This is a genomic window from Shinella sp. Sh6 (assembly GCF_055392685.1).
In genome coordinates this window covers 44,061-64,523 of record NZ_AP044005.1, presented here as the reverse complement: position 1 = coordinate 64,523, position 20,463 = coordinate 44,061, and the positions used below count along the sequence as shown (strand labels likewise).

The following is a 20,463-nucleotide window of genomic DNA, read 5'->3' as shown; positions in this document are numbered from 1 at the left end:
ATAGAGAACCCCGGCCCTGCGCCGGGGTTTTCTTTTGCGACATCGGCCCGTCGCTGGCGCGGAAGCGGCGGGGACCTGCGGATGGCATGCTGCGCCAACTCCGTTTTCCGAGCGCCCCATGTCCGCTTCCACGCTTCCGGCCACGCCCACCCTTCCGGACAGCCGGGGGCAGGGCTACGGCGCGGCCCTCGTGCTCGGCTCCGCCGTCGTCTGGAGCTTCGGCGGCACGCTGGCGCGCTTCCTTTCCATCGAGGACGGCTGGACGGTCGTCTTCTGGCGCTCGCTCTTCGCCGCCCTCTTCCTGCTCGGCTTCATGCTGCTACGCGACGGGCCGCGCGGCACGGTGCGCCTCTTCGCCGGCATGGGGCTTGCCGGGATCGCCGTCGGCGCCTGCTTCGCCACCGCCTCCACCTCCTTCATCCTGGCGCTCGCCTATACGACCGTCGCCAACGTGGTGCTGATCCAGGCCGGCGTGCCGCTGATCGCCGCGCTGATGGCCTGGCTGCTCTTTCGCGAGAGGATTTCCGGCCAGACCTGGCTCGCCATCGCCGCGGTGATCGGCGGCGTCGCCATCATGGTCTCGGAATCGCTCGGCGGGCGCGTCTCGATGGTCGGCGACGCGCTCGCCATGCTGATCGCCTTCGTCTTCGCCGCCGCGACGATCATCACCCGGCGCTTCGCCCATGTGCGCATGACGCCCGCCGTCTTCCTCGGCACGGTGATCGCAGGCACCGTGGCGGCGATCCAGGCATCCGGCTTTGCCGTCACGGGCCAGGAGCTCTTCGTGCTCGTCATCTTCGGCGCGCTCAATTTCGGCCTCGGCCTTGCGCTCTTCGTCACCGGCGCGCGGCTCGTCCCCTCTGCGCTCGCCGCGCTCCTCGGCACGGCCGAGCCCGTGCTGGCACCGCTCTGGGCGGCGATCTTCCACGGCGAGATCCCCGGCGCGCGCACCGTCCTCGGCGGCGCCATCGTGCTTGCGGCGCTGCTTCTCTACCTCGGCGCCGAGCTCTGGCGGCAGCGGCGCGCTTGACTTTCCCGGCCAAAACCCGGAAGCGAAGGGCCTGACAACGAAGGCAGGACGCAATGACCGAGACGATACCGGGCGACAAGCCGCTGTTCGGCCGGCCGTGGATCTTCATCCGCGGCGTGCCGGCCATGAAATTCCTGCCGCCGGAAGGCCCGCCGGAAATCGCCTTCGCCGGCCGCTCGAATGTGGGGAAGTCGTCGCTGATCAACGCGCTCGTCGGCCACAAGGGCCTTGCCCGCACCTCGAACACGCCGGGCCGCACGCAGGAACTCAACTATTTCGTGCCGGACGGCTTTTCCGGCGCGGAAGGCGACCTTCCGCCGATGGCGCTCGTCGACATGCCCGGATACGGCTATGCCCAGGCGCCGAAGGAACAGGTGGACGCCTGGACGAAGCTCGTCTTCGACTACCTGCGCGGCCGCTCGACGCTGAAGCGCGTCTACGTGCTGATCGACAGCCGCCACGGCATCAAGAAGAACGACGAGGAGGTCTTCGCCCTGCTCGACAAGGCGGCGGTCTCCTACCAGATCGTGCTGACGAAGACGGACAAGATCAAGGATGCCGGCGTGCCGCGGCTCATCGAGGAAACCCGGCTGAAGATCGTCAAGCGCCCCGCCGCCTATCCGGAAGTGCTTGCGACCTCGTCGGAAAAGAGCCGCGGGCTCGAGGAATTGCGCGGCGCGATCCTCACGGCAATCGCGCGCTGATCGTCTCGGCGCGCGCCGCGCCCGAGGCGATGACCGGCCCGCTGACGCTGCCGGCCGGCGCGCCGCCCATGGGCTCGAGGCTGACGGACAGCACCGCGCCCTCGACGAGGCGGTCGCGCAGCGCCGCCGGCACCGCCAGCTCGCCTTCGCCCGTCTGCGGCAGCACGCCGAGCGAGACGGGCGCCTTGCCCTTCTCGTTCAGCCAGACCTCCAGAGACTTCTTCTTGCCGGCGCCGCCGGCGACGGGCGTCACATGCAGCGCACCGCGCGCCTCGTCATAGCGCGCGACAAGGCCGACCGCCGTGCCGGCGCCGGCGAGGTTGGCGACGAGCCGCCCGCTGCCCGAGCGGGGCGCAAGCAGCGTACTGACGGAAAGGGCAAGGCCGGCCGCGACGGCAAGCGAGGCGAGCGCCAAGGCCCGCCAGAGCGCCAGCGAATGCCAGCAGCCGCCCGAGACCCTGCCGGAAAAGACGACGTCGCACGGCGTTGCGCGGGGAAGCGGCCTGTCGAAGAAGGACCGGGCGCCCGGCGGCAGGTGCAGCGCCTCGTCTTCGCCGGATATCGAGAGGTTCTCCGCCCAGCGGCTGACCATGGCGGCGAACGGGCGGTCCTTGGCAAGCCGCGCCTCGACCTTCAGCCGCTCCGCCTCGGAAAGGACGCCCAGCACATATTCGCCGGCGATCACCTCGTCGCAGCAGGGTTGCCTCATCTCTCGGTCGGACGCCGTCATCGGCTCATGCACTTTCCCGGTTGGACAATGCCCATGCGAGGGCTCACGCTACCTATATAAGGATGCCGATGCGGCTTTGCACGGGGTCGATGCGCACGGCGGCCCATCATAGCGCCCATCGGCGCCGCGCGCCACCGATCCGGCGCCCAACCGTTTCTTCGATTGTGGCCGGCGGATCATTCCATCGTCACGAAACATGCGTTAAACAGGCCCGCACGAATTTCCACGAGGCCGCCATGTCCCTAACCGAAAGCGAAACCCAAGCCCGCCTTCTCGCGCAGGCCCTGCCCTACATGCAGCGCTACGAGAACAAGACCATCGTGGTGAAATACGGCGGCCATGCCATGGGCAATCCGGAACTGGGCAAGGCCTTCGCCAGCGACATCGCGCTTCTCAAGCAGTCCGGCGTCAACCCCATCGTCGTGCATGGCGGCGGCCCGCAGATCGGCGCAATGCTGACCAAGATGGGCATCGAATCGAAATTCGAGGGGGGCCTTCGCGTCACCGACCAGAAGACGGTCGAGATCGTCGAGATGGTGCTGGCCGGCTCGATCAACAAGGAGATCGTCGCGCTCATCAACCAGACGGGCGAATGGGCGATCGGCCTGTGCGGCAAGGACGGCAACATGGTCTTCGCCGAAAAGGCCAGGAAGACCGTCGTCGATCCGGACAGCAATATCGAGCGCATCCTCGACCTCGGCTTCGTCGGCGAGGTGGTGGAGGTCGACCGGACCCTCATCGACCTGCTCGCCAAGTCCGAGATGATCCCGGTCATCGCGCCGGTGGCGCCGGGCCGCGACGGCCATACCTACAACATCAACGCCGACACCTTCGCCGGCGCCATCGCCGGGGCGCTGAGCGCCACGCGCCTGCTCTTCCTCACCGACGTTCCGGGCGTCCTCGACAAGAACGGCAAGCTCATCAAGGAGCTTTCGGTCGCCGAGGCCCGCGCGCTCATCAAGGACGGCACGATCTCCGGCGGCATGATCCCCAAGGTCGAGACCTGCATCGACGCCATCAAGGCGGGCGTTCAGGGCGTCGTCATCCTCAACGGCAAGACCGCCCATTCCGTGCTGCTCGAAATCTTCACCGAGCACGGCGCCGGCACGCTGATCGTGCCGTAAGGCACGTCAGCCGTAGGCGATGAGGGCCAGCACGCCGACGACGATGAGCGCGCAGCCGGCGATCTCCAGCCGGTTGATGCGCTCCTTGAAGATGAAGACGGTGGAGGCGAAGGTGAAGAGCATTTCCACCTGCGCCAGCGCCTTCACCACTGCCGCCTGCTGGAGCGTCATGGCCATGAACCAGCCGAAGGAGGCCGTCGCGCCGACGAAGCCGACCACCAGCGCCGGCCGCCAGGCACTTGCTATGCGCGGCAGTTCCACACGCTCGCGCATCAGGATCCAGCCGAGCATGACCAGCGTCTGGAGCACGATCACGAAGGCCAGCGTATAGCTCGCCTGCACCATGTAGTCCGGCGCCGGCAGCGTCGGGGCGAGCGCCAGCGAGGCGGACCGGTAGGCGACGGCCGAAATGCCGAAGAAGGTTCCGGACAGAAGGCCCGTTCCCGCCGTGCGGGTGAGGAGCGAGGTGAAGAGCGTGCGCGGCGACACGACGCTGCGGGCGACCGAGATGATCATGACGCCCGCGACGGAGATGGCGATCGCGACGAGCGTTCCGGGCGAAGCCCTCTCGCCGAGGAAGACCAGCGCGAACAGCGCCGCCTGCGCCGGCTCGGTGCGCGAATAGGCCGTCCCCACCGCGAAGTTGCGGAAGGAGAAGAGGTGGACGAGCAGGAAGGTCGCGGCGATCTGCGAGAGCCCGCCGACGACGGCCCAGAAGAAGAAGGCTGCTCCGGGCACCGGCATCGGCCGGTCCAGCACGAAGGCGAGGATCGCCATGTAGGAAAGCGCGAAGGGCACGCCGAAGCCGAAGCGCACGAAGGTGGCGCCCGTCGTGCCCATGCGGCCCTTCAGGTGTTTCTGCATGGCGGAGCGGACATTCTGCAGGAAGGCCGCGGCGATGGTGATGAGAACCCAGATTTCCATGCCTGCCCGCTAGCACGGGGCCGGTCGCAAATCCATCGCCCGGCGATGCCGGCACGGAAAATTCCGTTTCCCTCGCAGGGCGCCCGTGCCATAAGACGGCCATGACCGAACTTCCGAACAAAGCCGATTTCGCAAGCGTGCGCGACTGGGTCTTCGACCTCGACAATACGCTCTACCCGCACCATGTCGATCTCTTCGCCCAGATCGACAAGAACATGACGGCTTATGTCGCGGCCCTTCTCGGCCTCTCGCGCGAGGACGCGCGCGCGCTGCAGAAGCAATATTACTTCGATCACGGCACCACGCTGAAGGGGCTGATGATCCATCACCACATCGATCCCGTCGACTTCCTCGAAAAGGCCCATGCGATCGACTACGGCGTGCTTTCGCCCGACCTGTCGCTCGGCGAGGCGATCCAGGCGCTGCCCGGCCGCAAGTTCATCTTCACCAACGGCAGCGTCAAGCATGCCGAGATGGCGGCCAAGGCGCTCGGCATCTTCCACCATTTCGACGACGTCTTCGACATCGTGGCGGCCGACTATGTGCCCAAGCCCGCGGGCACGACCTACGACAAGTTCATGGCTCTCCACCGGGTCGACACGCAGCATGCCGTCATGTTCGAGGACCTGCCGCGCAACCTCGTCGTGCCGAAGACGCTCGGCATGAAGACCGTCCTCCTCGTGCCGCAGGACGAGCATCACGAGTTCACCGACGCGTGGGAAAAGCGCGCAGAGAGCGACGAGCATATCGACTATGCCACGTCGAACCTCACCGCCTTCCTCAACGCGCTGCTCTAGCGGACACAATCCCGACACGGAAAAATCCCTTTCCTGTCAAAAGGTTGAATTACCAATTTGTAACTGGTGCCGGCCGGCGTTCCCTCTATCCTGCCCCTCAAAGGGACAATGATGGAAAGGAACGACCATGGCTAAAAAGGAACTTCTTCTCGGCGCCGTCGCCGCCGGCCTCATTTTCTCGGGCGCCGCCGTCCCGGCTTTCGCCGCCAAGGGCGAAGGCAGGCATCATCACCGCCACGGCGCGATGATCGAACGGCTCGATGCCGACAAGAACGGCAAGGTCTCGCTCGACGAGGTCAAGGCCAATGCCTCCGCCGCCTTCAAGGCCTTCGACGCGGACGGCAACGGCGCGGTCTCCAGGGAGGAGATCAAGGCGCGCCACGCCGCCTTCAAGGAGGCCCGCAAGGCCGTTCGCGATGCGGCCGAGGCCGACAAGGACAAGGCCCGCGAGGCGCTGCGCGCCGGCGGTCCCTACTGGCTGCCGGGCGCTGGCAAGATGTTCGACCGCACCGATACGGACAAGAGCGGCACGCTCTCGCAGGCCGAGGTGCTGGCGAACGCCGAGAAGATGTTCGAGCGCCGCGACAGCAACAAGGACGGCGCCATCGACGCGGCCGATGCCGGCAAGGGCAAATGGCATCACGGCAAGCATGGCGAGAAGCGCGCCGAAGGGATGCTGAAGCGCCTCGACACCGACAAGGACGGCAAGATCTCGAAGGACGAGATGCTGGCCCGCGCCACGCAGACCTTCCAGCGGCTCGATGCCGACGGGAACGGCGAGGTGACGAAGGCGGAGGTCGACGCGAAGCGTGAAGCCTTCCGCGATGCCCGCAAGGCGTTCCGTGAAGTGAAGGCCACCGACGGCGAGGCAAGGGACGCCGCCCGCAAGGCGCTGCGGGATGCCCGGATCGACCGCATGGGCGGCCGCATGTTCGAGCGCGCCGACGCCGACAGGAACGGCATCCTGACCAAGGCCGAGATGGAAACCGCAGCGGCGGCCATGTTCCAGAAGCGCGACCGCAACGGCGACGGCTTCATCACTCTCGACGAAATGGGCCGCCACCACAAGAAGTGATGCCGGCAACGCAGACGCCCCGGTCCTGCCGGGGCGTTTTTTGTGCCTTACCCGTGCGCCGCGGCCGCCGCGTGCTCGGCCTCCAGGTTCTCGTAGAACTTCACGATGATGTCCCAGGCCTCGTCCGCCGTTTCGACGAACTGCATCAGCTCCACGTCGCCAGGCGCGATGGTGCCGAAGGCGGCCAGCGCCTCGAAATCGATGATCTTGTGCCAGAATTCCCTGCCGAACAGGATGAGCGGCACCAGCGCCATGCGGCCGGTCTGCATCAGCGTCACCGTCTCGAACAGCTCGTCCAGCGTGCCGAAGCCGCCCGGGAACACCGTCACGGCCTTGGCGCGCAGCAGGAAATGCATCTTGCGGATCGCGAAATAGTGGAAGTTGAAGCTGAGCTCCGGCGTCACATATGAGTTCGGCGCCTGCTCGTGCGGCAGCACGATGTTGAGGCCGATCGACGGCGCGCCGACATCGGCCGCCCCACGATTGCCCGCCTCCATGACGCCCGGCCCGCCGCCGGTGACGACGACATATTCCTTGAAGTCGAGCTCGGCCGACTTTTCCGAGCACATGCGCGCGAACTTGCGCGCCTCCTCGTAGTAGACCGAGGCGGCCTCCAGGTTCATGCGCTGCGTCTCGTTGCGTGCCGCCCAGGCCTCCTGGCCGGGAGCGGGGATGCGCGCGCCGCCGAACATGACGACGGTGGACTTGATGCCGCGCTCGGCCAGCATCATCTCGACCTTCAGCAATTCGAGCTGGAGGCGCACCGGGCGCAGCTCCTCGCGGCAGAGGAAATCGTCGTCGGCATAGGCAAGCCGATAGGCGGGATTTGCCGATTGCGGCGTCTGCGGCACGACGGCGGCGCGGTGCTTGTCCTGCGCGCTGTCGGCGAGCGGATCCCAGACGCCGTCCTTGCGGCGCAGATTCTTCTTCTTCAGTCTTGCCATGTCACTTCCTGCCTTCTGGCCTGCTTTCCTGCCCCGCGGGATTACCATTTCGCCCGTGCGACAGTATCTGCCGGAAAGGGGCTTCATCTTTCCCGGCACTTGCTCTAGAGCATCTTTCCGATTGATGAAATCGACCTTCCGGCATCCCGACAATCGAAAATAAGCCTCGAAGTTTAAGGAATTCCGATGACCACGTCCCAGTTGTCCGCCTTGTCCGCCACCATCGACCGCGCCTTCGAGGAACGCGACAGCGTCAATACCGGAACGCGCGGGGAAGTGCGCGACGCGGTGGAGAGCGCGCTGAACCTGCTCGACAGCGGCAAGGCCCGCGTGGCCGAGCGCGGCGAGGACGGCAACTGGACGGTCAACCAGTGGCTCAAGAAGGCCGTTCTCCTCTCCTTCCGCCTCAACCCGATGGAGATCGCCAAGGGCGGCCCCGGCGAGTCTTCCTGGTGGGACAAGGTGCCCTCCAAGTTCGACGGCTGGAGCGTCAACGAGTTCGAGAAGGCCGGCTTCCGCGCCGTGCCGAACTGCGTGGTGCGCCGCTCGGCCTATATCGCGCCCAACGCCATCCTGATGCCCTCCTTCGTCAATCTCGGCGCCTATGTCGGCGAGGGCACGATGGTCGACACCTGGGCGACGGTCGGCTCCTGCGCGCAGATCGGCAAGCATGTGCACCTTTCCGGCGGCGTCGGCATCGGCGGCGTCTTGGAGCCGATGCAGGCCGGCCCGACGATCATCGAGGACAACTGCTTCATCGGCGCCCGCTCGGAAGTCGTGGAAGGCTGCATCGTGCGCGAGGGCTCCGTGCTCGGCATGGGCGTCTTCATCGGCAAGTCGACCAAGATCGTCGACCGCGCCACCGGCGAAGTGACCTATGGCGAAGTGCCGCCCTATTCCGTCGTCGTCGCCGGCTCCATGCCGTCCGACAAGACCATGCCGAACGGCCTTCCGGCCCCCAGCCTCTACTGCGCGGTCATCGTCAAGCGCGTCGACGCGCAGACCCGTTCGAAGACCGGCATCAACGAACTGCTGCGCGACTGACATGGCGGCAGCCGGCGAAGAGCGCGGGCCGGATATCGCCTGGCTCTTCTTCGGCTGGTCCGGCCGCCTGAGCCGGGCGCCCTTCGCGCTCGGCTGGGCTTTCTGGCTGATGCTGCTGTCGGCCGCGTTCACCCGCATCATGATCGTGCCGAAGGAGGATCCGTCCTTCCTTCTCTGGGCCTTCGTCTTCCTCGGCACCGGCCTCGTCTCGACGGTCTCCTGCCTGATGCTGTCGATCAAGCGGCTGCACGACATGAACCTGCCGACGCTGCTGGTCGCCTGCCTCTTCTTTCCCGTCGTCTCCATCCTCGCGCTTCTCGCCCTGCTGTTCTGGCCGGGAACGGGAGGGCCCAACGACCACGGGCGCCTTGCCGACCGGGCGAAGGACTGACGCCGGCCCCTCCCCGGCGTGACAGGCCATCGGGGATCGGCTACACCTCGATTCTCCCGTCCCTTACGCCGCGATCCCCGTATCCATGACCTCTTCCGATCCCATCGCCAATCTCGCAACGCTCATCCGCTGCCCCTCCGTGACGCCCGCCGAAGGCGGCGCGCTGACGGCGCTTGCCGCCATGCTCGAACCGCTCGGCTTCACGGTGGAGCGCATGGTCGCCAGCGAACCCGGCATGCCCGACATCGAGAACCTCTATGCCCGCATCGGCACGGAAGGCCCGCACCTGATGTTCGCCGGCCATACGGACGTCGTGCCCGTCGGCGACGAGGCGGCCTGGACGCATGCGCCCTTCGGCGCGGAGATCACCGGCGGCGAGATGTTCGGCCGCGGCGCGGTGGACATGAAGGGCGGCATCGCCTGCTTCGTCGCCGCCGTCGCGCGGCATATCGAGCGGCACGGCCCGCCGAAGGGCTCCATTTCCTTCCTCATCACCGGCGACGAGGAAGGCCCGGCCGTCAACGGCACGGTCAAGCTGCTCGAATGGGCGGCCGCGCGCGGGGAGCGCTGGGACGCCTGCCTCGTCGGCGAGCCGACCAACCCGGACCGGCTCGGCGACATGATCAAGATCGGCCGGCGCGGCTCCGTCTCGGGCGCCATCACCGTTCACGGCGTGCAGGGCCACGCCGCCTATCCGCACCTTGCCGACAATGCCGTGCGCGGCGTGATCGCGCTGACGGACGCATTGATGCATCCGCCCTTCGACGCCGGCACGGAGAATTTCCAGCCGTCGAACCTCGAAGTGACGACCATCGACATCGGCAATCCGGCCACCAATGTCGTGCCCGGCAAGGCGAGCGCCAGCTTCAACATCCGCTTCAACGACACCTGGACGGCCGAGACCGTGATGGCCGAGATCGTCCGCCGGCTCGATGCCGCCGCGCGCGACGGGAAGCTGCGGCCCGGCCGCGCACCCGTGCGCTACGACATCAAGTGGGCCGAGCGGCCGAGCCATGTCTTCCTCACGCGCAACAACCAGCTGATCTCCTCGCTTTCGGGCGCCGTCGAGGCCGTCACCGGCCTTGCCCCGAAGCTGTCGACGACCGGCGGCACGTCCGACGCGCGCTTCATTAAGGATTATTGCCCGGTGGTGGAATTCGGCCTTGTCGGCCAGACCATGCACATGGTGGACGAGCGGGTGGCGGTGGCCGACCTCGAGACGCTCACCGTGATCTACGAGACCTTCATCGCGCGCTGGTTCGGCGATGCCGTGGCTTGACGAGGTCCTGCACTATATCAACGGCGTCTACCTGCTCGTGCGCCAGAAGCAGGAGGGCTTCGGCTGGCTGGACCTGACGCCGCGCGGGCTTGCCCGCTCCTTCTGGTCCTTCGTCTGGTGCCTGCCGGCCTTCGCCGTCATCTGGGCCTCCTGGCGGCTCTATTATATCGCCGGCATGCCGGCCGGCACCGCCGCCGGCCCCGTGTTCCTGGTCAAGCTGCTGGTGATCGACGTGCTCGGCTGGCTGTTGCCGCTCGCGCTCGTCACCGCGCTCGCGCCGGTGCTCGGCTACGGCAAGCATCTTCTCGTCCTGCTGACGGCGAGCAACTGGATTTCCGTGCCCTTCACCTATGCCGCGGCGCTCCCCTTCGCGCTCTCGCTGATCCTGCCCGCTACGGCGCCCTTCGCAGGGCTCCTGCTCTATGCCGTCTTCGGCGCGAGCGTGATGCTGCAATTCCGCCTTCTATGGATGTGCCTCGGCAAGCAGACGCTGCTCTCCGCCGCCATCACGGCGCTCTTCGTGCTGCCGCCGATGATCGTCGGGCAGGAATTGCAGCGCCTCCTCGGCACGCTGCCGGGCTGACGTTTTCTCAGTAGTCGACGGCGTGGAAATAAAGGCCGTCCGGCGGGGCGACGGGGCCGCAGGCCTTGCGGTCGCGCGCTTCCAGCGCCGCGCGCACATCGTCCACCGACCACTTGCCCTCGCCCGTCAGCTTCAGCGTGCCGGCGAAGGAGCGGATCTGGTTGTGCAGGAAGCTCTGCGCCGAGACGCGGATCTCGATGAGGTCGCCGCTGCGCGTCACGTCCAGCCGGTCGATGGTGCGCACGGGGCTGTTCGCCTGGCACTGGGCGGCGCGGAACGTGGTGAAATCGTGCCTGCCGACCAGCATCTGCCCTGCCGCATGCATCGCCTCGTGGTCGAGGTCCCGGGCGACGAACCATGCGCGGTTCGCCTCCAGCGCCAGCGGCGCCTTGCGCGAGATGATGCGATAAAGATAGTGCCGCTTCTTCGCGGAGAAGCGCGCGTCGAAATCCTCCGGCACCTCGGCCGCGTCGAGAATGGCGACCCGCTCTCCCGCCATGCCGAGATGCGCGTTGAGGGCGTTGCGGAGCGTGTGTTCCTTCCATTGCCGCGACAGGTCGGCATGGGCGACCTGCCCCATGGCGTGGACGCCGGAATCCGTGCGCCCCGCGCCGCGGATCGAGACGGTCTCGCCCGTCAGCGACAGGATCGCCGCCTCGATGGCGCCCTGCACGGAAGGGCCGTTCTCCTGCCGCTGCCAGCCGACATAGGGCGTGCCGTCATATTCGATCAGCAGGCGATAGCGCGGCATCAGGAAAGGACCGCGCCGGCCGCAACCGGCGTGCCGCGCAGGAAATCGGCCGCATCGAGCGCCTTGCCGCCGGCCTTCTGCAAGCGCAGGAGCCGCACGGCGCCCTCGCCGCAGGCGACCGTCAGGCGGTCGTCGAGCACGGTGCCGGCCGGTGCCGCGCCATCGGCGCGCTCGCTCGCCAGCACCTTCACACGCTCGGCCTTGCCGGCGGCGTGAAGCTCGAACCAGGCGCCCGGCGCGGGCGAGAGGCCGCGGATATGGTTGTGGACGTCCCGTGCGGGCCGGGAGAAATCGATGCGGGTCTCGGCCTTGTCGATCTTGGCGGCATAGACGACGCCCTCTTCAGCCTGCGGCGTCAGCGGCAGGTCGCCCGCCTCCAGCTTGGCCATCGCCTCGGCCATCAGCGTGCCGCCGGCTTCCATCAGCGCGTCGTGCAATTCGCCCGCCGTCATCTCTTCCGGGATCGCCACGCGACGGGTGAGCGCGACGGGGCCGGTGTCGAGGCCCTTGTCCATCTTCATGACCATCATGCCAGTCTCGCTATCACCCGCCATGATCGCCCGCTGGATGGGCGCGGCACCGCGCCAGCGCGGCAGCAGCGAGGCATGGCCGTTATAGCAGCCGAGCCGCGTGCCGGTGAGGATCGCCTCCGGCAGGAGAAGGCCGTAGGCGACGACGACGGCGACGTCGGCCTTCAGTGCACGGAAGGCCTCCCGGTCTTCCCCGGCGCGGAAATTGACGGGCGTGAAGACGGGGATGCCGCGCCGTTCCGCTTCCTGATGGACAGGGGATTTCACCAGTTCGAGGCCGCGGCGGCCGGCCGGGCGCGGCGGCTGCGAATAGACGGCGACGATCTCGTGGCCGGCGTCGGCAAGCGCCGTCAGCGTCGGGACGGAGAAGGCCGGCGTGCCCATGAAGATGATGCGAAGGGCCATCGGTCAGCCTCCGTTATCTGGAAAGCGGCAGCGGCCCCTCAGAGCGCCTTGCTGCCGCGCAGCTTCGCCGCCTTGGTGAACTTGCGGATCACCATTTCGCGCTTCAGCTTGGAAATATGGTCGATGAACAGGATGCCGTTCAGATGGTCGATCTCGTGCTGGAGGCAGGTCGCGAGCAGGCCGTCGGCCTCCGTCACCTGCTCCCGGCCTTCGGCGTCGAGATGCCTGACCTTGATCTTCGCCGGACGCTCGACCTCGGCATAGTAATCCGGGATCGAAAGGCAGCCTTCCTCGTAGACCGAGCGCTCGTCGGAGGACGAGACGATCTCCGGGTTGATGAAGACGAGCGGCGTCTTGTCGTCGCCTTCCTTGGACACGTCGAGCACCAGCATGCGGCGCGGCACGCCGATCTGGATGGCGGCAAGGCCGATGCCCGGCGCGTCGTACATCGTCTCCAGCATGTCGGCGGCAAGCTTCTTGACCTCGCCATCCACGGTCTCGATGGGTTTCGAGGCCTGGCGAAGGATCGGATCGGGAAGGATAATCAGCGGCTTGATGGTCATGCGCCTCCTTAGCGCGCTTTGCCGGCGCTTTCAATCGACTTCCCCCGTTTCGCCGGCGATTTGTTCACGTTATGATCTGGTTTTCGCCGCAATCCGTGCTATGGTCGCCGCATGATCGATCCCGCGTCCGATGCCTTCCTCGCCTCCCTTCCCGACCGGCTCGGCGGCCCGCTGCCGGCCTTCGTATTGCTTGCGGCCGGCATTATCGCCGTCTTCGGCCTCCTCTCGGCCCGGCGCAGCCATGCCCGGCAGCGGCAGGCCGCGGCGATGGCGGAATTGCGCTTTGCCGATCTCCTCAGGGCGCAGACCGAGATGCAGGGCCGCGTCGCCGCCATGGCCGAGGTGTTCGGCGCCAAGCAGTCGGAGACCAACCAGGCGATCAACGCCCGGCTCGACGGGCTGACGCAGCGGCTCGGCCAGTCGATGTCCGAGCAGACCCGCGCGACGCACGAGAACCTCCGCCGCCTGCAGGAGCGCCTCGCCGTGATCGATACGGCGCAGACCAACATCCAGTCGCTGGCAAAGGACGTGGTCGGCCTTCAGGCGATCCTCTCCAACAAGCAGACACGCGGCGCCTTCGGCCAGTCGCGCATGGAGACGATCATCGCCGACGCGCTGCCGGCGGGCGCCTACCAGTTCCAGGCACAGCTTTCCAACGGGGTCAGGCCCGACTGCACGATCCGCATGCCGAACGGCCAGCCGCCGCTCGTCGTCGACGCGAAGTTTCCGCTGGAGGCGTGGAACGCCCTTTCGGACGGCCGCCCGCCCGAGGCGGCGAAGGCCGCCGCCCAGCAGTTCCGCCGCGACATGGAGGTGCATATCCGCGATATCGCGGAAAAATACCTCATCGCCGGCGAGACGCAGGACACCGCCTTCCTCTTCGTGCCGTCGGAATCGATCTTCGCCAGCATCCACGAGAATTTCGAGGGCGTCGTGCAGCGGGCGCACCGCGCGCGCATCGTCATCGTCTCGCCCTCGCTGCTGATGCTCTCCGTGCAGGTGCTCCAGGCGCTCCTCAAGGACCAGCGCATGCGCGAGCAGGCCCATGTCATCCAGGGCGAGGTCGTACGGCTGATGGACGACCTGACGCGGCTCAACGACCGGGTGCGCAAGCTCGCCGGCCACTTTTCCGCCGCGCAAAAGGACGTCGAGCAGATCCTCACCTCGACGGAGAAGCTGGCGCGGCGCGGCGCACGCATCGGCGACATGGAATTCGAGGTCGCCGCACCCCTTTCGCAGCCGGCGGAGAAGGCCGTCGAGAGCCGGACGGGCCAGTTGCGGCTGAGGGTGGTTGACGAAGACTGACCGCCCGGGCATCGTCCGGCGGAAACGACAAGGGACGCTCTCATGATCACCGTCTTCGGCTCCATCAACATGGACCTCATCGCCACGCCCGAACGCCTGCCGAAGCCGGGCGAGACGGTGCTGGGCACCAGCTTCACCACCGCCGCCGGCGGCAAGGGGGCCAACCAGGCGCTCGCCGCCCGCCGCGCCGGGGCCATGGTACGCATGGCGGGGGCCGTCGGCGACGACCAGATGGGAAGCCAGGCGCTCGCCCTCCTCGCCGACGCCGCCGTCGACCTCAACGCCGTGCGCTCGGCCGCCGAGGCGACCGGCACCGCCCATATCCTCGTCGCCGCCGACGGCGAGAACGTCATCGTCGTGGTGCCCGGCGCCAACGGCACGGTGACGGACGAGGACGCCAGGCGCACGGTCGCGGCCATGTCGCGCGGCGACTACCTGATGCTGCAGTTCGAAATCCCCGATGCCGCCATCGAGGCCGCGCTTGCGAGCGCGAAGGCCAAGGGCGTCATCTCGATCATGAACATCGCCCCCTTCAAGGCCGAGGCCGAACGGATCGGCGCAATGGCGGACATCCTCGTCGCCAACGAGACGGAATTCGACCTCTTCGTCGGCAAGGGCGAGCTCTCGGCGGAAGCGCGCGAGGCGACCATGCGGGCGCTGCATTCCGAAAGCGGGCAGACGATCATCGTGACGCTCGGCGCGGACGGCGTCGTCGCCATCCACAAGAACGAAGTGCACCGCGCCGCGGGCCTTGCCATCGAGCCGGTCGACACGGTCGGGGCGGGCGATACGTTCTGCGGCTATCTCGCCGCCTCGCTCGATGCGGGCCTCACCTTCGGCAAAGCGCTGCGCCGGGCGGCCGTCGCCGGCTCGCTCGCCTGCCTCAAGCCGGGCGCGCAGCCCTCCATCCCCTTCGCCCGCGCCGTCGACGCCAAGATCTAGGATGCGCCAGGGGCCGTCCCTCGCGGCCCATCGGCGTCGCATCCGGCAAACGGCCCGTCGCAGACAGCGCAAGGCCTGAAAATTCAGCCGCTTGGGTAACTTCCAATTCCCTAATTTGGCTATTTATTAATATTCTATCGGTTACTGAAGTCCTCAGACTTCCGCATTCCCTTCCGGGGCGCGGCCCGTCTCTGGCGCTGGTCGCGCGCCCCGCCCTCCATGATGGAGACCACCCCGCAAAAGAATGTGCCTCCTCGCGGCCGTCCGCCGCGAGCGTCTTTCATCGTGAGGATTTCATGTTCAAGTTCCAGGCCAAGTCGCTCGCGACGAAGCTCATCGCGGTCACCGGCGGCACGATCGCCCTGGTGATGCTCGCTTCCAACACCGTGCTGATCAGCCAGACCCAGGATCGTGTCGCCGAGCTCGTCTATGCGCAGGCCGATTCCGAGGCCAAGGCGATCGCATCCGACGTCGCGACGGATATCGGCCAGCTTGCGAGCGCGGCGCGCTCCATGGCGGGCGTCATCGAGCAAGGCCAGGCCGGCGGCCATTTCGACCGCAAGGAAGTGGTCGACATCATCAAGGCCAATGCCGAGAAGAACAGCTTCGCGCTCGGAAGCTGGTTCGCCGAGGAGCCGAACGCCTTCGACGGCAAGTCCCGCGAGCTTTCCGAGAACACCGAGACCGGCACCTTCAAGGACGGCTCGTTCAACCCCTACTGGACGAAGCGCAAGGACGGCTCGATCGCGCTGTCGACCTTCGAATCCGACTACAAGGCCGAATGGTATGCGCTGGCCGCCCAGAGCGGCAAGGGCGCGATGAGCCAGCCCTACCAGGAAAGCTCGACCGGCGAAGGCTTCACCATGGCCTCCATCGCCTATCCCGTCGTGGTTGGCGGCAAGCGCATCGGCGTCACCGGCGTCGACGTCTCGCTGAAGACGCTCTACGAGAAGCTCAGCCAGCTGCGGCCGTTCGGCGAGGGCCGCGTCCTCCTCCTGTCGCAGACCGGCAAGTGGATCGTCGCGCCGACCGCCGAACTCCTGATGAAGGAATATGACGGCGCCGGCCTCGACATCGTCAAGCAGGCGATCTCCAGCGGCAAGCCGGAGCGCATCGAGAACCTGAGCTTCGACGAGCTCGCCACCTTCGACCGCGTCGTCTATCCGTTCGCGCTGCCCGACATCAACACGACCTGGGTCGTGCTGGTCGACGTGCCGCATGCGGCGATCAACGCGCCGGTGCGCGACCAGACCTATATCATGATCGCCGGCGGCCTGATCGTCCTTGCCACGGTGCTGGCGGGCCTCTACTTCGCCGTCCGCTTCCTCGTCCAGAAGCCGCTCGCCGGCCTCGTCAGCGGCGTCGACACGCTCAGCAACGGCATCTATACCCAGCCCATCGCCGGCCAGGACCGCTCGGACGAGACAGGCGCGGTCGCCAAGGCGCTGGAAGGCTTCCGCCATCAGCTCGCCGACACCAAGCGCCTGGAGGCCGAGGCCAATAGCCAGCGCCAGATGACCGAGGCCGAGCGCAGCCGCTCGGAAGCCGAGCGGGCCGAATCGGGCGCCCTCCAGCGCGACATCGTCGCCCGCCTTGCCGACGGCCTTGCCCAGCTTTCCTCCGGCAACCTGACCTTCCGTCTTTCCGGCGATTTCCCGGGCGAGTACGGCAAGCTGAAGACCGACTTCAACTCGGCCATCGCCAGCCTCGAGGAGACGATCCAGACGGTCAACGCCTCGGTCGGCAATATCGGCGGCGGCACCGGGGAGATCTCCAAGGGCGCGGCCGACCTGTCGCACCGCACCGAGCAGCAGGCGGCAAGCCTCGAAGAGACTGCGGCGGCACTCGACCAACTCACCTCGCAGGTCAATTCCAGCGCGGAGAACGCCCGCGTCGCCGCAAAATCCGTGGAGACGGCGAACGACGACGCCAGCAAGTCCGGCGAAGTGGTCCAGAAGGCAATCAATGCCATGCGCGGCATCGAGCAGTCCTCGCGGGAGATCTCCAACATCATCGGCGTCATCGACGACATCGCCTTCCAGACGAACCTCCTCGCCCTCAATGCCGGCGTGGAAGCGGCGCGTGCCGGTGAAGCAGGCAAGGGCTTCGCCGTCGTCGCTCAGGAAGTGCGCGAGCTCGCCCAGCGCTCGGCCAATGCCGCCAAGGAGATCAAGACGCTGATCAACACCTCCGAGGGCCAGGTGCGCGAAGGCGTCGACCTCGTCGGCAAGGCCGGTGGCGCGCTGGAGAACATCGCCGAGCAGGTCAACCAGATCAACGGCCTCATCCGCCAGATCTCCTCCTCGGCCTCCGAACAGGCCGTCGGCCTCAAGGAGATCAACGCGGCCGTCAACCAGATGGACCAGGTGACCCAGCAGAACGCCGCGATGGTGGAGGAAACCACCGCCGCCTCCATGGCGCTCAACGACGAGGCCCAGACGCTGAAATCGCTCGTCGCCCGCTTCCGCGCCGGCGTCGCCGCCATGGCCACCGCCCAGCCTGTACAGCGGGCCTCCGTCCGCCGCGACGTCCAGCCCCAGCGCACCGCCTACCAGCCCCCGCGCACGCCCGCCCGCGCCACACCGCAGGTCGCCGGCAACACGGCGCTTGCGCAGGACGACTGGGAAGAGTTCTGAGCCACGGCTCAGGTAGAAAAGGAAAGGCCGGCGGAAACGCCGGCCTTTTTTGTTGGCGGGCTGTCACTTCGCCGATGCAAAAGCGTGCTGGTAGGTGGGTCCTCGGGTCAAGCCCGAGGATGACGGAGGGGAGGAGGATTGCTGCGCTCCCCTTGAACGGTGCGGCATCCGGAACGCTTGCGTGAGTTCCCTTCCTCTCTTCTGTCGTCATCCTCGGGCTTGACCCGAGGATCCAGAACCACGGCACGGCTCTGCTTGTGGCGCGGCTCCTCCGGCCAGGCCGGAAGATGACGAGAGAAAGGGGGTGACGGAAGCAAAAGCGTGCGTGACCGAAAAGAGCCTTCAACCTTTACCTTCCCGTCACTCTCGGCAGAAATCGCAAGGCCTTCCCGCCTCACGCAATCGCCGCACCGTAAGAGGGGGACAACGGGCTGCTTTTTTGGAAGACTGGCGCGGCTGATTCGGGGAGCGAAGGGGACGGGATGGAGCGGCTTGCGGGCAAGGTCATGCTCCTGTCTGGGACGAGACGGGCGCTTGCGGCATTTCTTGCGGGTCTCGCCGGCGTCCTGGCGCTGCCGCCCTTCGGTTTCTTCGCGGCGCTGTTCGTGTCCTTCACCCTGCTCGTCTGGCTGCTGGACGGCGCGACGGGCGCGCCCGAGGCGGGTTTCCTGCGGCGCCTTGCGCCCGCCTTCCGCATCGGCTGGTTCTTCGGCTTCGGCTATTTCGTCGGCGGTCTCTGGTGGCTCGGCAATGCGCTGCTCGTCGAGGCGGACGATTTCGCCTGGGCGCTGCCTTTCGCCGTTTTCGGCCTGCCGGCCTTCCTCGCGCTCTATTACGGGCTTGCCGCCGCGCTCGCCCGGCTCTTCTGGTCCGACGGCATGGGGCGCATTGCCGCACTCGCCTTCGCCTTCGGTATCGGCGAGTGGCTGCGCGCCACGCTCTTCACCGGCTTTCCGTGGAATGCCGTCGGCTATGGCGCGGCGCCTGTGCCGCTCCTCATGCAGTCCGCCGGCATCGTCGGCATTGCCGGCCTCAATGCGCTTGCCGTCTTCGTCTTCGCCGCGCCCGCCCTTCTCGGCACGCGGCGCGGCCGCATCCCGGGCCTCACGCTCGCGGCGCTCCTCTTTGCCGCCCATGTCGGCTACGGCTGGTATGCGCTCCAGATGGTCCCGGAGCCCGAAAGCGGCGGCAAGGTCGTCCGCCTCGTCCAGCCGGTGATCGACCAGGCGATGAAGCTCGACGATTCCGCCCGCGCGGAGATCTTCGAGCGGCACCTGGCGCTGAGCGCCGCCAAGCCCGAGGGAAACGGCAAGCGGCCCGACATCATCGTCTGGCCGGAAACCTCGATCCCCTTCATCCTGACGGACAATCCGGATGCGCTCGCCCGCATCGCCACCGTGCTCGACGACGACCAGGTGCTTCTCGCCGGGGCGGTGCGCACGGAGAGCGCCGGTTCCGGCAAGGCGCCGCGCTACTACAATTCGATCTACGCCATCGACGGCAAGGGCCAGATCATCGGGGCGGCCGACAAGGTGCACCTCGTGCCCTTCGGCGAATACATGCCCTTCGCCGACCTCTTCGAGAGCCTCGGCGTCTCGCCGGTCGCCATGCCCGGCGGCTTTTCCGCCGCCAGCGACCACCAGATCCTGACGGCGACCGGCAAGGCCTTCTACCCGCTGATCTGCTACGAGGCGATCTTCCCGTCCGAGATCGCCGCCACCGTCGACGGGGCATCAAGCCTGCTCAACGTCACCAACGACGCCTGGTTCGGCAACTCGCCCGGCCCCTACCAGCATTTCCTTGAGGCGCGGCTCACCGCCATCGAACGCGGCCTGCCGCTGATTCGCGGCGCCAACAACGGAATCTCGGCCGTGGTGGACGCCAGGGGCAGGGTCGTGTCCGGCCTTGCCTACGACGTCCCCGGTTTCGTCGATGCAACCCTCCCGGGAAGATTGGCCTCCGCGGAGCGGCTGAAATGGCAGGGTCATGCGTTTCCGATTGTTCTCGCCGTTCTCTTCGCCATGGCGGTCATTTCTCGCCTGGGTTTTAGAAATAGGGTGAATTGACCAAAAACCCCTAAAATAGCATAGTGCCCTCCGCCGACCGTTGTCCTGTATTGTGGAGTTCTTCAGGGCTTGCGCATACAACGTGACGTTAGGGTACCGTTAAGGATGGCGGCGGGTAGGCCATTTCCGCGTTAGGACGAAAGTGATGATGGAAAACAAGAAGAAGCCGAATCCGATCGATATTCATGTCGGCAGCCGGATCCGGCTTCGCAGGACCATGCTCGGAATGAGCCAGGAGAAGCTGGGCGAGAGCCTCGGCATCACCTTCCAGCAGATTCAGAAATACGAGAAGGGCACGAACCGCGTCGGCGCCAGCCGCCTGCAGAACATTTCGAGCATTCTCAACGTGCCGGTCTCGTTCTTCTTCGAGGACGCGCCGGGCGAGGCGGCGGATAGCCAGACCGGCTTTGCCGAAGCCTCCAGCTCCAACTACGTGGTCGACTTCCTGTCGTCTTCCGAAGGCCTTCAACTCAACCGCGCCTTCGTCAAGATCGGCGACCCCAAGGTCCGCCGCAAGCTCGTCGATCTCGTCAAGGCGCTCGCCGCCGAGGCCGAGCTGGAGTGACCGCATCCTCCGTGAATGGATGAAAGAACGGCCCTGCGGGGCCGTTTTTCATGTCGGCCGCCTGTAGCGCCCCGG

20 protein-coding genes are annotated in these 20,463 nt (G+C 66.9%); 14 read left to right on the top strand and 6 right to left on the bottom strand.

Features of this window, described 5'->3' with window-relative positions; translation table 11 throughout:
• Positions 1 to 118: 118 nt before the first annotated feature.
• Together ACZ5TO_RS00320 and yihA are read left to right on the top strand one after the other, a co-directional pair.
• Positions 119 to 1,030: a DMT family transporter gene (locus tag ACZ5TO_RS00320; protein ID WP_184145712.1), complete on the top strand. Its 912-nt coding sequence runs from the start codon at positions 119 to 121 to the stop codon at positions 1,028 to 1,030.
• A gap of 53 nt (positions 1,031 to 1,083) precedes the next feature.
• Positions 1,084 to 1,734: a ribosome biogenesis GTP-binding protein YihA/YsxC gene (gene yihA, locus ACZ5TO_RS00315; protein ID WP_184145713.1), complete on the top strand. Its 651-nt coding sequence runs from the start codon at positions 1,084 to 1,086 to the stop codon at positions 1,732 to 1,734.
• Here yihA and ACZ5TO_RS00310 read toward each other — a convergent pair.
• Positions 1,715 to 2,443 carry an anti-sigma factor gene (locus tag ACZ5TO_RS00310; RefSeq protein ID WP_464799144.1) on the bottom strand — a complete coding sequence of 243 codons (729 nt, stop codon included), beginning with the start codon at positions 2,441 to 2,443 and terminating at the stop codon, positions 1,715 to 1,717. The genes yihA and ACZ5TO_RS00310 overlap by 20 nt on opposite strands.
• A gap of 257 nt (positions 2,444 to 2,700) precedes the next feature.
• Here ACZ5TO_RS00310 and argB point away from each other — a divergent pair, with 257 nt between their 5' ends.
• A complete protein-coding gene (gene argB, locus ACZ5TO_RS00305) occupies positions 2,701 to 3,588 on the top strand; it encodes an acetylglutamate kinase (protein WP_184145715.1) in 888 nt (295 codons plus the stop codon).
• A 6-nt stretch (positions 3,589 to 3,594) separates the two neighbouring features.
• On the opposite strand, the gene ACZ5TO_RS00300 is transcribed toward argB, so the two are convergent.
• Positions 3,595 to 4,512: an EamA family transporter gene (locus ACZ5TO_RS00300; RefSeq protein ID WP_464799143.1), complete on the bottom strand. Its 918-nt coding sequence runs from the start codon at positions 4,510 to 4,512 to the stop codon at positions 3,595 to 3,597.
• A 101-nt stretch (positions 4,513 to 4,613) separates the two neighbouring features.
• Between ACZ5TO_RS00300 and ACZ5TO_RS00295 the strand changes: the two genes are divergently transcribed.
• Positions 4,614 to 5,309, top strand: coding sequence for a pyrimidine 5'-nucleotidase (locus ACZ5TO_RS00295; RefSeq protein ID WP_184145717.1), 696 nt, complete (start codon positions 4,614 to 4,616; stop codon positions 5,307 to 5,309).
• 127 nt (positions 5,310 to 5,436) lie between these two features.
• On the top strand, positions 5,437 to 6,384 hold the full coding sequence (locus tag ACZ5TO_RS00290; RefSeq protein WP_464799142.1) for an EF-hand domain-containing protein: 948 nt from the start codon (positions 5,437 to 5,439) through the stop codon (positions 6,382 to 6,384).
• Between the two features lie 47 nt (positions 6,385 to 6,431).
• On the opposite strand, the gene ACZ5TO_RS00285 is transcribed toward ACZ5TO_RS00290, so the two are convergent.
• Positions 6,432 to 7,328, bottom strand: coding sequence for an LOG family protein (locus ACZ5TO_RS00285; protein ID WP_464799141.1), 897 nt, complete (start codon positions 7,326 to 7,328; stop codon positions 6,432 to 6,434).
• A 186-nt stretch (positions 7,329 to 7,514) separates the two neighbouring features.
• On the opposite strand from ACZ5TO_RS00285, the gene dapD reads away from it, so the two are divergent.
• The 4 genes from dapD (at position 7,515) to ACZ5TO_RS00265 (ending at position 10,625) form a co-directional block, all read left to right on the top strand.
• Positions 7,515 to 8,372, top strand: a complete 858-nt coding sequence (dapD, locus tag ACZ5TO_RS00280; protein WP_464799140.1) for a 2,3,4,5-tetrahydropyridine-2,6-dicarboxylate N-succinyltransferase — start codon at positions 7,515 to 7,517, stop codon at positions 8,370 to 8,372.
• Position 8,373: 1 nt separating this feature from the next.
• The gene (locus tag ACZ5TO_RS00275; RefSeq protein ID WP_464799139.1) at positions 8,374 to 8,763 is read left to right on the top strand and encodes a DUF805 domain-containing protein; all 390 of its coding nucleotides are present in this window, start codon (positions 8,374 to 8,376) and stop codon (positions 8,761 to 8,763) included.
• An 85-nt stretch (positions 8,764 to 8,848) separates the two neighbouring features.
• The gene (dapE, locus tag ACZ5TO_RS00270; RefSeq protein ID WP_464799138.1) at positions 8,849 to 10,042 is read left to right on the top strand and encodes a succinyl-diaminopimelate desuccinylase; all 1,194 of its coding nucleotides are present in this window, start codon (positions 8,849 to 8,851) and stop codon (positions 10,040 to 10,042) included.
• Positions 10,029 to 10,625, top strand: a complete 597-nt coding sequence (locus tag ACZ5TO_RS00265; RefSeq protein WP_184145723.1) for a hypothetical protein — start codon at positions 10,029 to 10,031, stop codon at positions 10,623 to 10,625. Before dapE ends, ACZ5TO_RS00265 begins: the two co-directional genes overlap by 14 nt.
• A gap of 7 nt (positions 10,626 to 10,632) precedes the next feature.
• Here ACZ5TO_RS00265 and truA read toward each other — a convergent pair whose 3' ends face one another.
• From truA to def, 3 genes are read right to left on the bottom strand one after another with little or no spacing between them, the layout of a single operon-like run.
• Positions 10,633 to 11,376, bottom strand: coding sequence for a tRNA pseudouridine(38-40) synthase TruA (gene truA, locus ACZ5TO_RS00260; protein WP_464799137.1), 744 nt, complete (start codon positions 11,374 to 11,376; stop codon positions 10,633 to 10,635).
• Positions 11,376 to 12,311, bottom strand: a complete 936-nt coding sequence (gene fmt, locus ACZ5TO_RS00255; RefSeq protein WP_464799136.1) for a methionyl-tRNA formyltransferase — start codon at positions 12,309 to 12,311, stop codon at positions 11,376 to 11,378. The genes truA and fmt overlap by 1 nt, the downstream gene beginning before the upstream one ends.
• A gap of 38 nt (positions 12,312 to 12,349) precedes the next feature.
• Positions 12,350 to 12,874 (bottom strand): peptide deformylase, encoded by a 525-nt coding sequence (gene def, locus ACZ5TO_RS00250; protein ID WP_464799135.1) that lies wholly within the window; start codon positions 12,872 to 12,874, stop codon positions 12,350 to 12,352.
• Positions 12,875 to 12,988: 114 nt separating this feature from the next.
• Between def and ACZ5TO_RS00245 the strand changes: the two genes are divergently transcribed.
• From ACZ5TO_RS00245 to ACZ5TO_RS00225, 5 genes are all read left to right on the top strand, one after another.
• Positions 12,989 to 14,179, top strand: coding sequence for a DNA recombination protein RmuC (locus tag ACZ5TO_RS00245; protein ID WP_464800428.1), 1,191 nt, complete (start codon positions 12,989 to 12,991; stop codon positions 14,177 to 14,179).
• A 42-nt stretch (positions 14,180 to 14,221) separates the two neighbouring features.
• Entirely contained in the window at positions 14,222 to 15,121 is a 900-nt protein-coding gene (locus ACZ5TO_RS00240) for a ribokinase (protein ID WP_464799134.1), read from the top strand.
• Between the two features lie 296 nt (positions 15,122 to 15,417).
• The gene (locus ACZ5TO_RS00235; protein WP_464799133.1) at positions 15,418 to 17,757 is read left to right on the top strand and encodes a methyl-accepting chemotaxis protein; all 2,340 of its coding nucleotides are present in this window, start codon (positions 15,418 to 15,420) and stop codon (positions 17,755 to 17,757) included.
• A gap of 482 nt (positions 17,758 to 18,239) precedes the next feature.
• On the top strand, positions 18,240 to 19,823 hold the full coding sequence (gene lnt / locus ACZ5TO_RS00230; RefSeq protein ID WP_464799132.1) for an apolipoprotein N-acyltransferase: 1,584 nt from the start codon (positions 18,240 to 18,242) through the stop codon (positions 19,821 to 19,823).
• A gap of 145 nt (positions 19,824 to 19,968) precedes the next feature.
• The gene (locus tag ACZ5TO_RS00225; protein ID WP_464799131.1) at positions 19,969 to 20,388 is read left to right on the top strand and encodes a helix-turn-helix domain-containing protein; all 420 of its coding nucleotides are present in this window, start codon (positions 19,969 to 19,971) and stop codon (positions 20,386 to 20,388) included.
• Positions 20,389 to 20,463: the final 75 nt, after the last annotated feature.

Bases quoted from the DNA above. Each gene is read 5' to 3' on its own strand.
- ACZ5TO_RS00320 (WP_184145712.1), top strand. From the start codon at position 119: ATGTCCGCTTCCACGCTTCCGGCCACGCCCACCCTTCCGGACAGCCGG.
- yihA (WP_184145713.1), top strand. From the start codon at position 1,084: ATGACCGAGACGATACCGGGCGACAAGCCGCTGTTCGGCCGGCCGTGG.
- ACZ5TO_RS00310 (WP_464799144.1), bottom strand. From the start codon at position 2,443: ATGAGGCAACCCTGCTGCGACGAGGTGATCGCCGGCGAATATGTGCTG.
- argB (WP_184145715.1), top strand. From the start codon at position 2,701: ATGTCCCTAACCGAAAGCGAAACCCAAGCCCGCCTTCTCGCGCAGGCC.
- ACZ5TO_RS00300 (WP_464799143.1), bottom strand. From the start codon at position 4,512: ATGGAAATCTGGGTTCTCATCACCATCGCCGCGGCCTTCCTGCAGAAT.
- ACZ5TO_RS00295 (WP_184145717.1), top strand. From the start codon at position 4,614: ATGACCGAACTTCCGAACAAAGCCGATTTCGCAAGCGTGCGCGACTGG.
- ACZ5TO_RS00290 (WP_464799142.1), top strand. From the start codon at position 5,437: ATGGCTAAAAAGGAACTTCTTCTCGGCGCCGTCGCCGCCGGCCTCATT.
- ACZ5TO_RS00285 (WP_464799141.1), bottom strand. From the start codon at position 7,328: ATGGCAAGACTGAAGAAGAAGAATCTGCGCCGCAAGGACGGCGTCTGG.
- dapD (WP_464799140.1), top strand. From the start codon at position 7,515: ATGACCACGTCCCAGTTGTCCGCCTTGTCCGCCACCATCGACCGCGCC.
- ACZ5TO_RS00275 (WP_464799139.1), top strand. From the start codon at position 8,374: ATGGCGGCAGCCGGCGAAGAGCGCGGGCCGGATATCGCCTGGCTCTTC.
- dapE (WP_464799138.1), top strand. From the start codon at position 8,849: ATGACCTCTTCCGATCCCATCGCCAATCTCGCAACGCTCATCCGCTGC.
- ACZ5TO_RS00265 (WP_184145723.1), top strand. From the start codon at position 10,029: ATGCCGTGGCTTGACGAGGTCCTGCACTATATCAACGGCGTCTACCTG.
- truA (WP_464799137.1), bottom strand. From the start codon at position 11,376: ATGCCGCGCTATCGCCTGCTGATCGAATATGACGGCACGCCCTATGTC.
- fmt (WP_464799136.1), bottom strand. From the start codon at position 12,311: ATGGCCCTTCGCATCATCTTCATGGGCACGCCGGCCTTCTCCGTCCCG.
- def (WP_464799135.1), bottom strand. From the start codon at position 12,874: ATGACCATCAAGCCGCTGATTATCCTTCCCGATCCGATCCTTCGCCAG.
- ACZ5TO_RS00240 (WP_464799134.1), top strand. From the start codon at position 14,222: ATGATCACCGTCTTCGGCTCCATCAACATGGACCTCATCGCCACGCCC.
- ACZ5TO_RS00235 (WP_464799133.1), top strand. From the start codon at position 15,418: ATGTTCAAGTTCCAGGCCAAGTCGCTCGCGACGAAGCTCATCGCGGTC.
- lnt (WP_464799132.1), top strand. From the start codon at position 18,240: ATGGAGCGGCTTGCGGGCAAGGTCATGCTCCTGTCTGGGACGAGACGG.
- ACZ5TO_RS00225 (WP_464799131.1), top strand. From the start codon at position 19,969: ATGATGGAAAACAAGAAGAAGCCGAATCCGATCGATATTCATGTCGGC.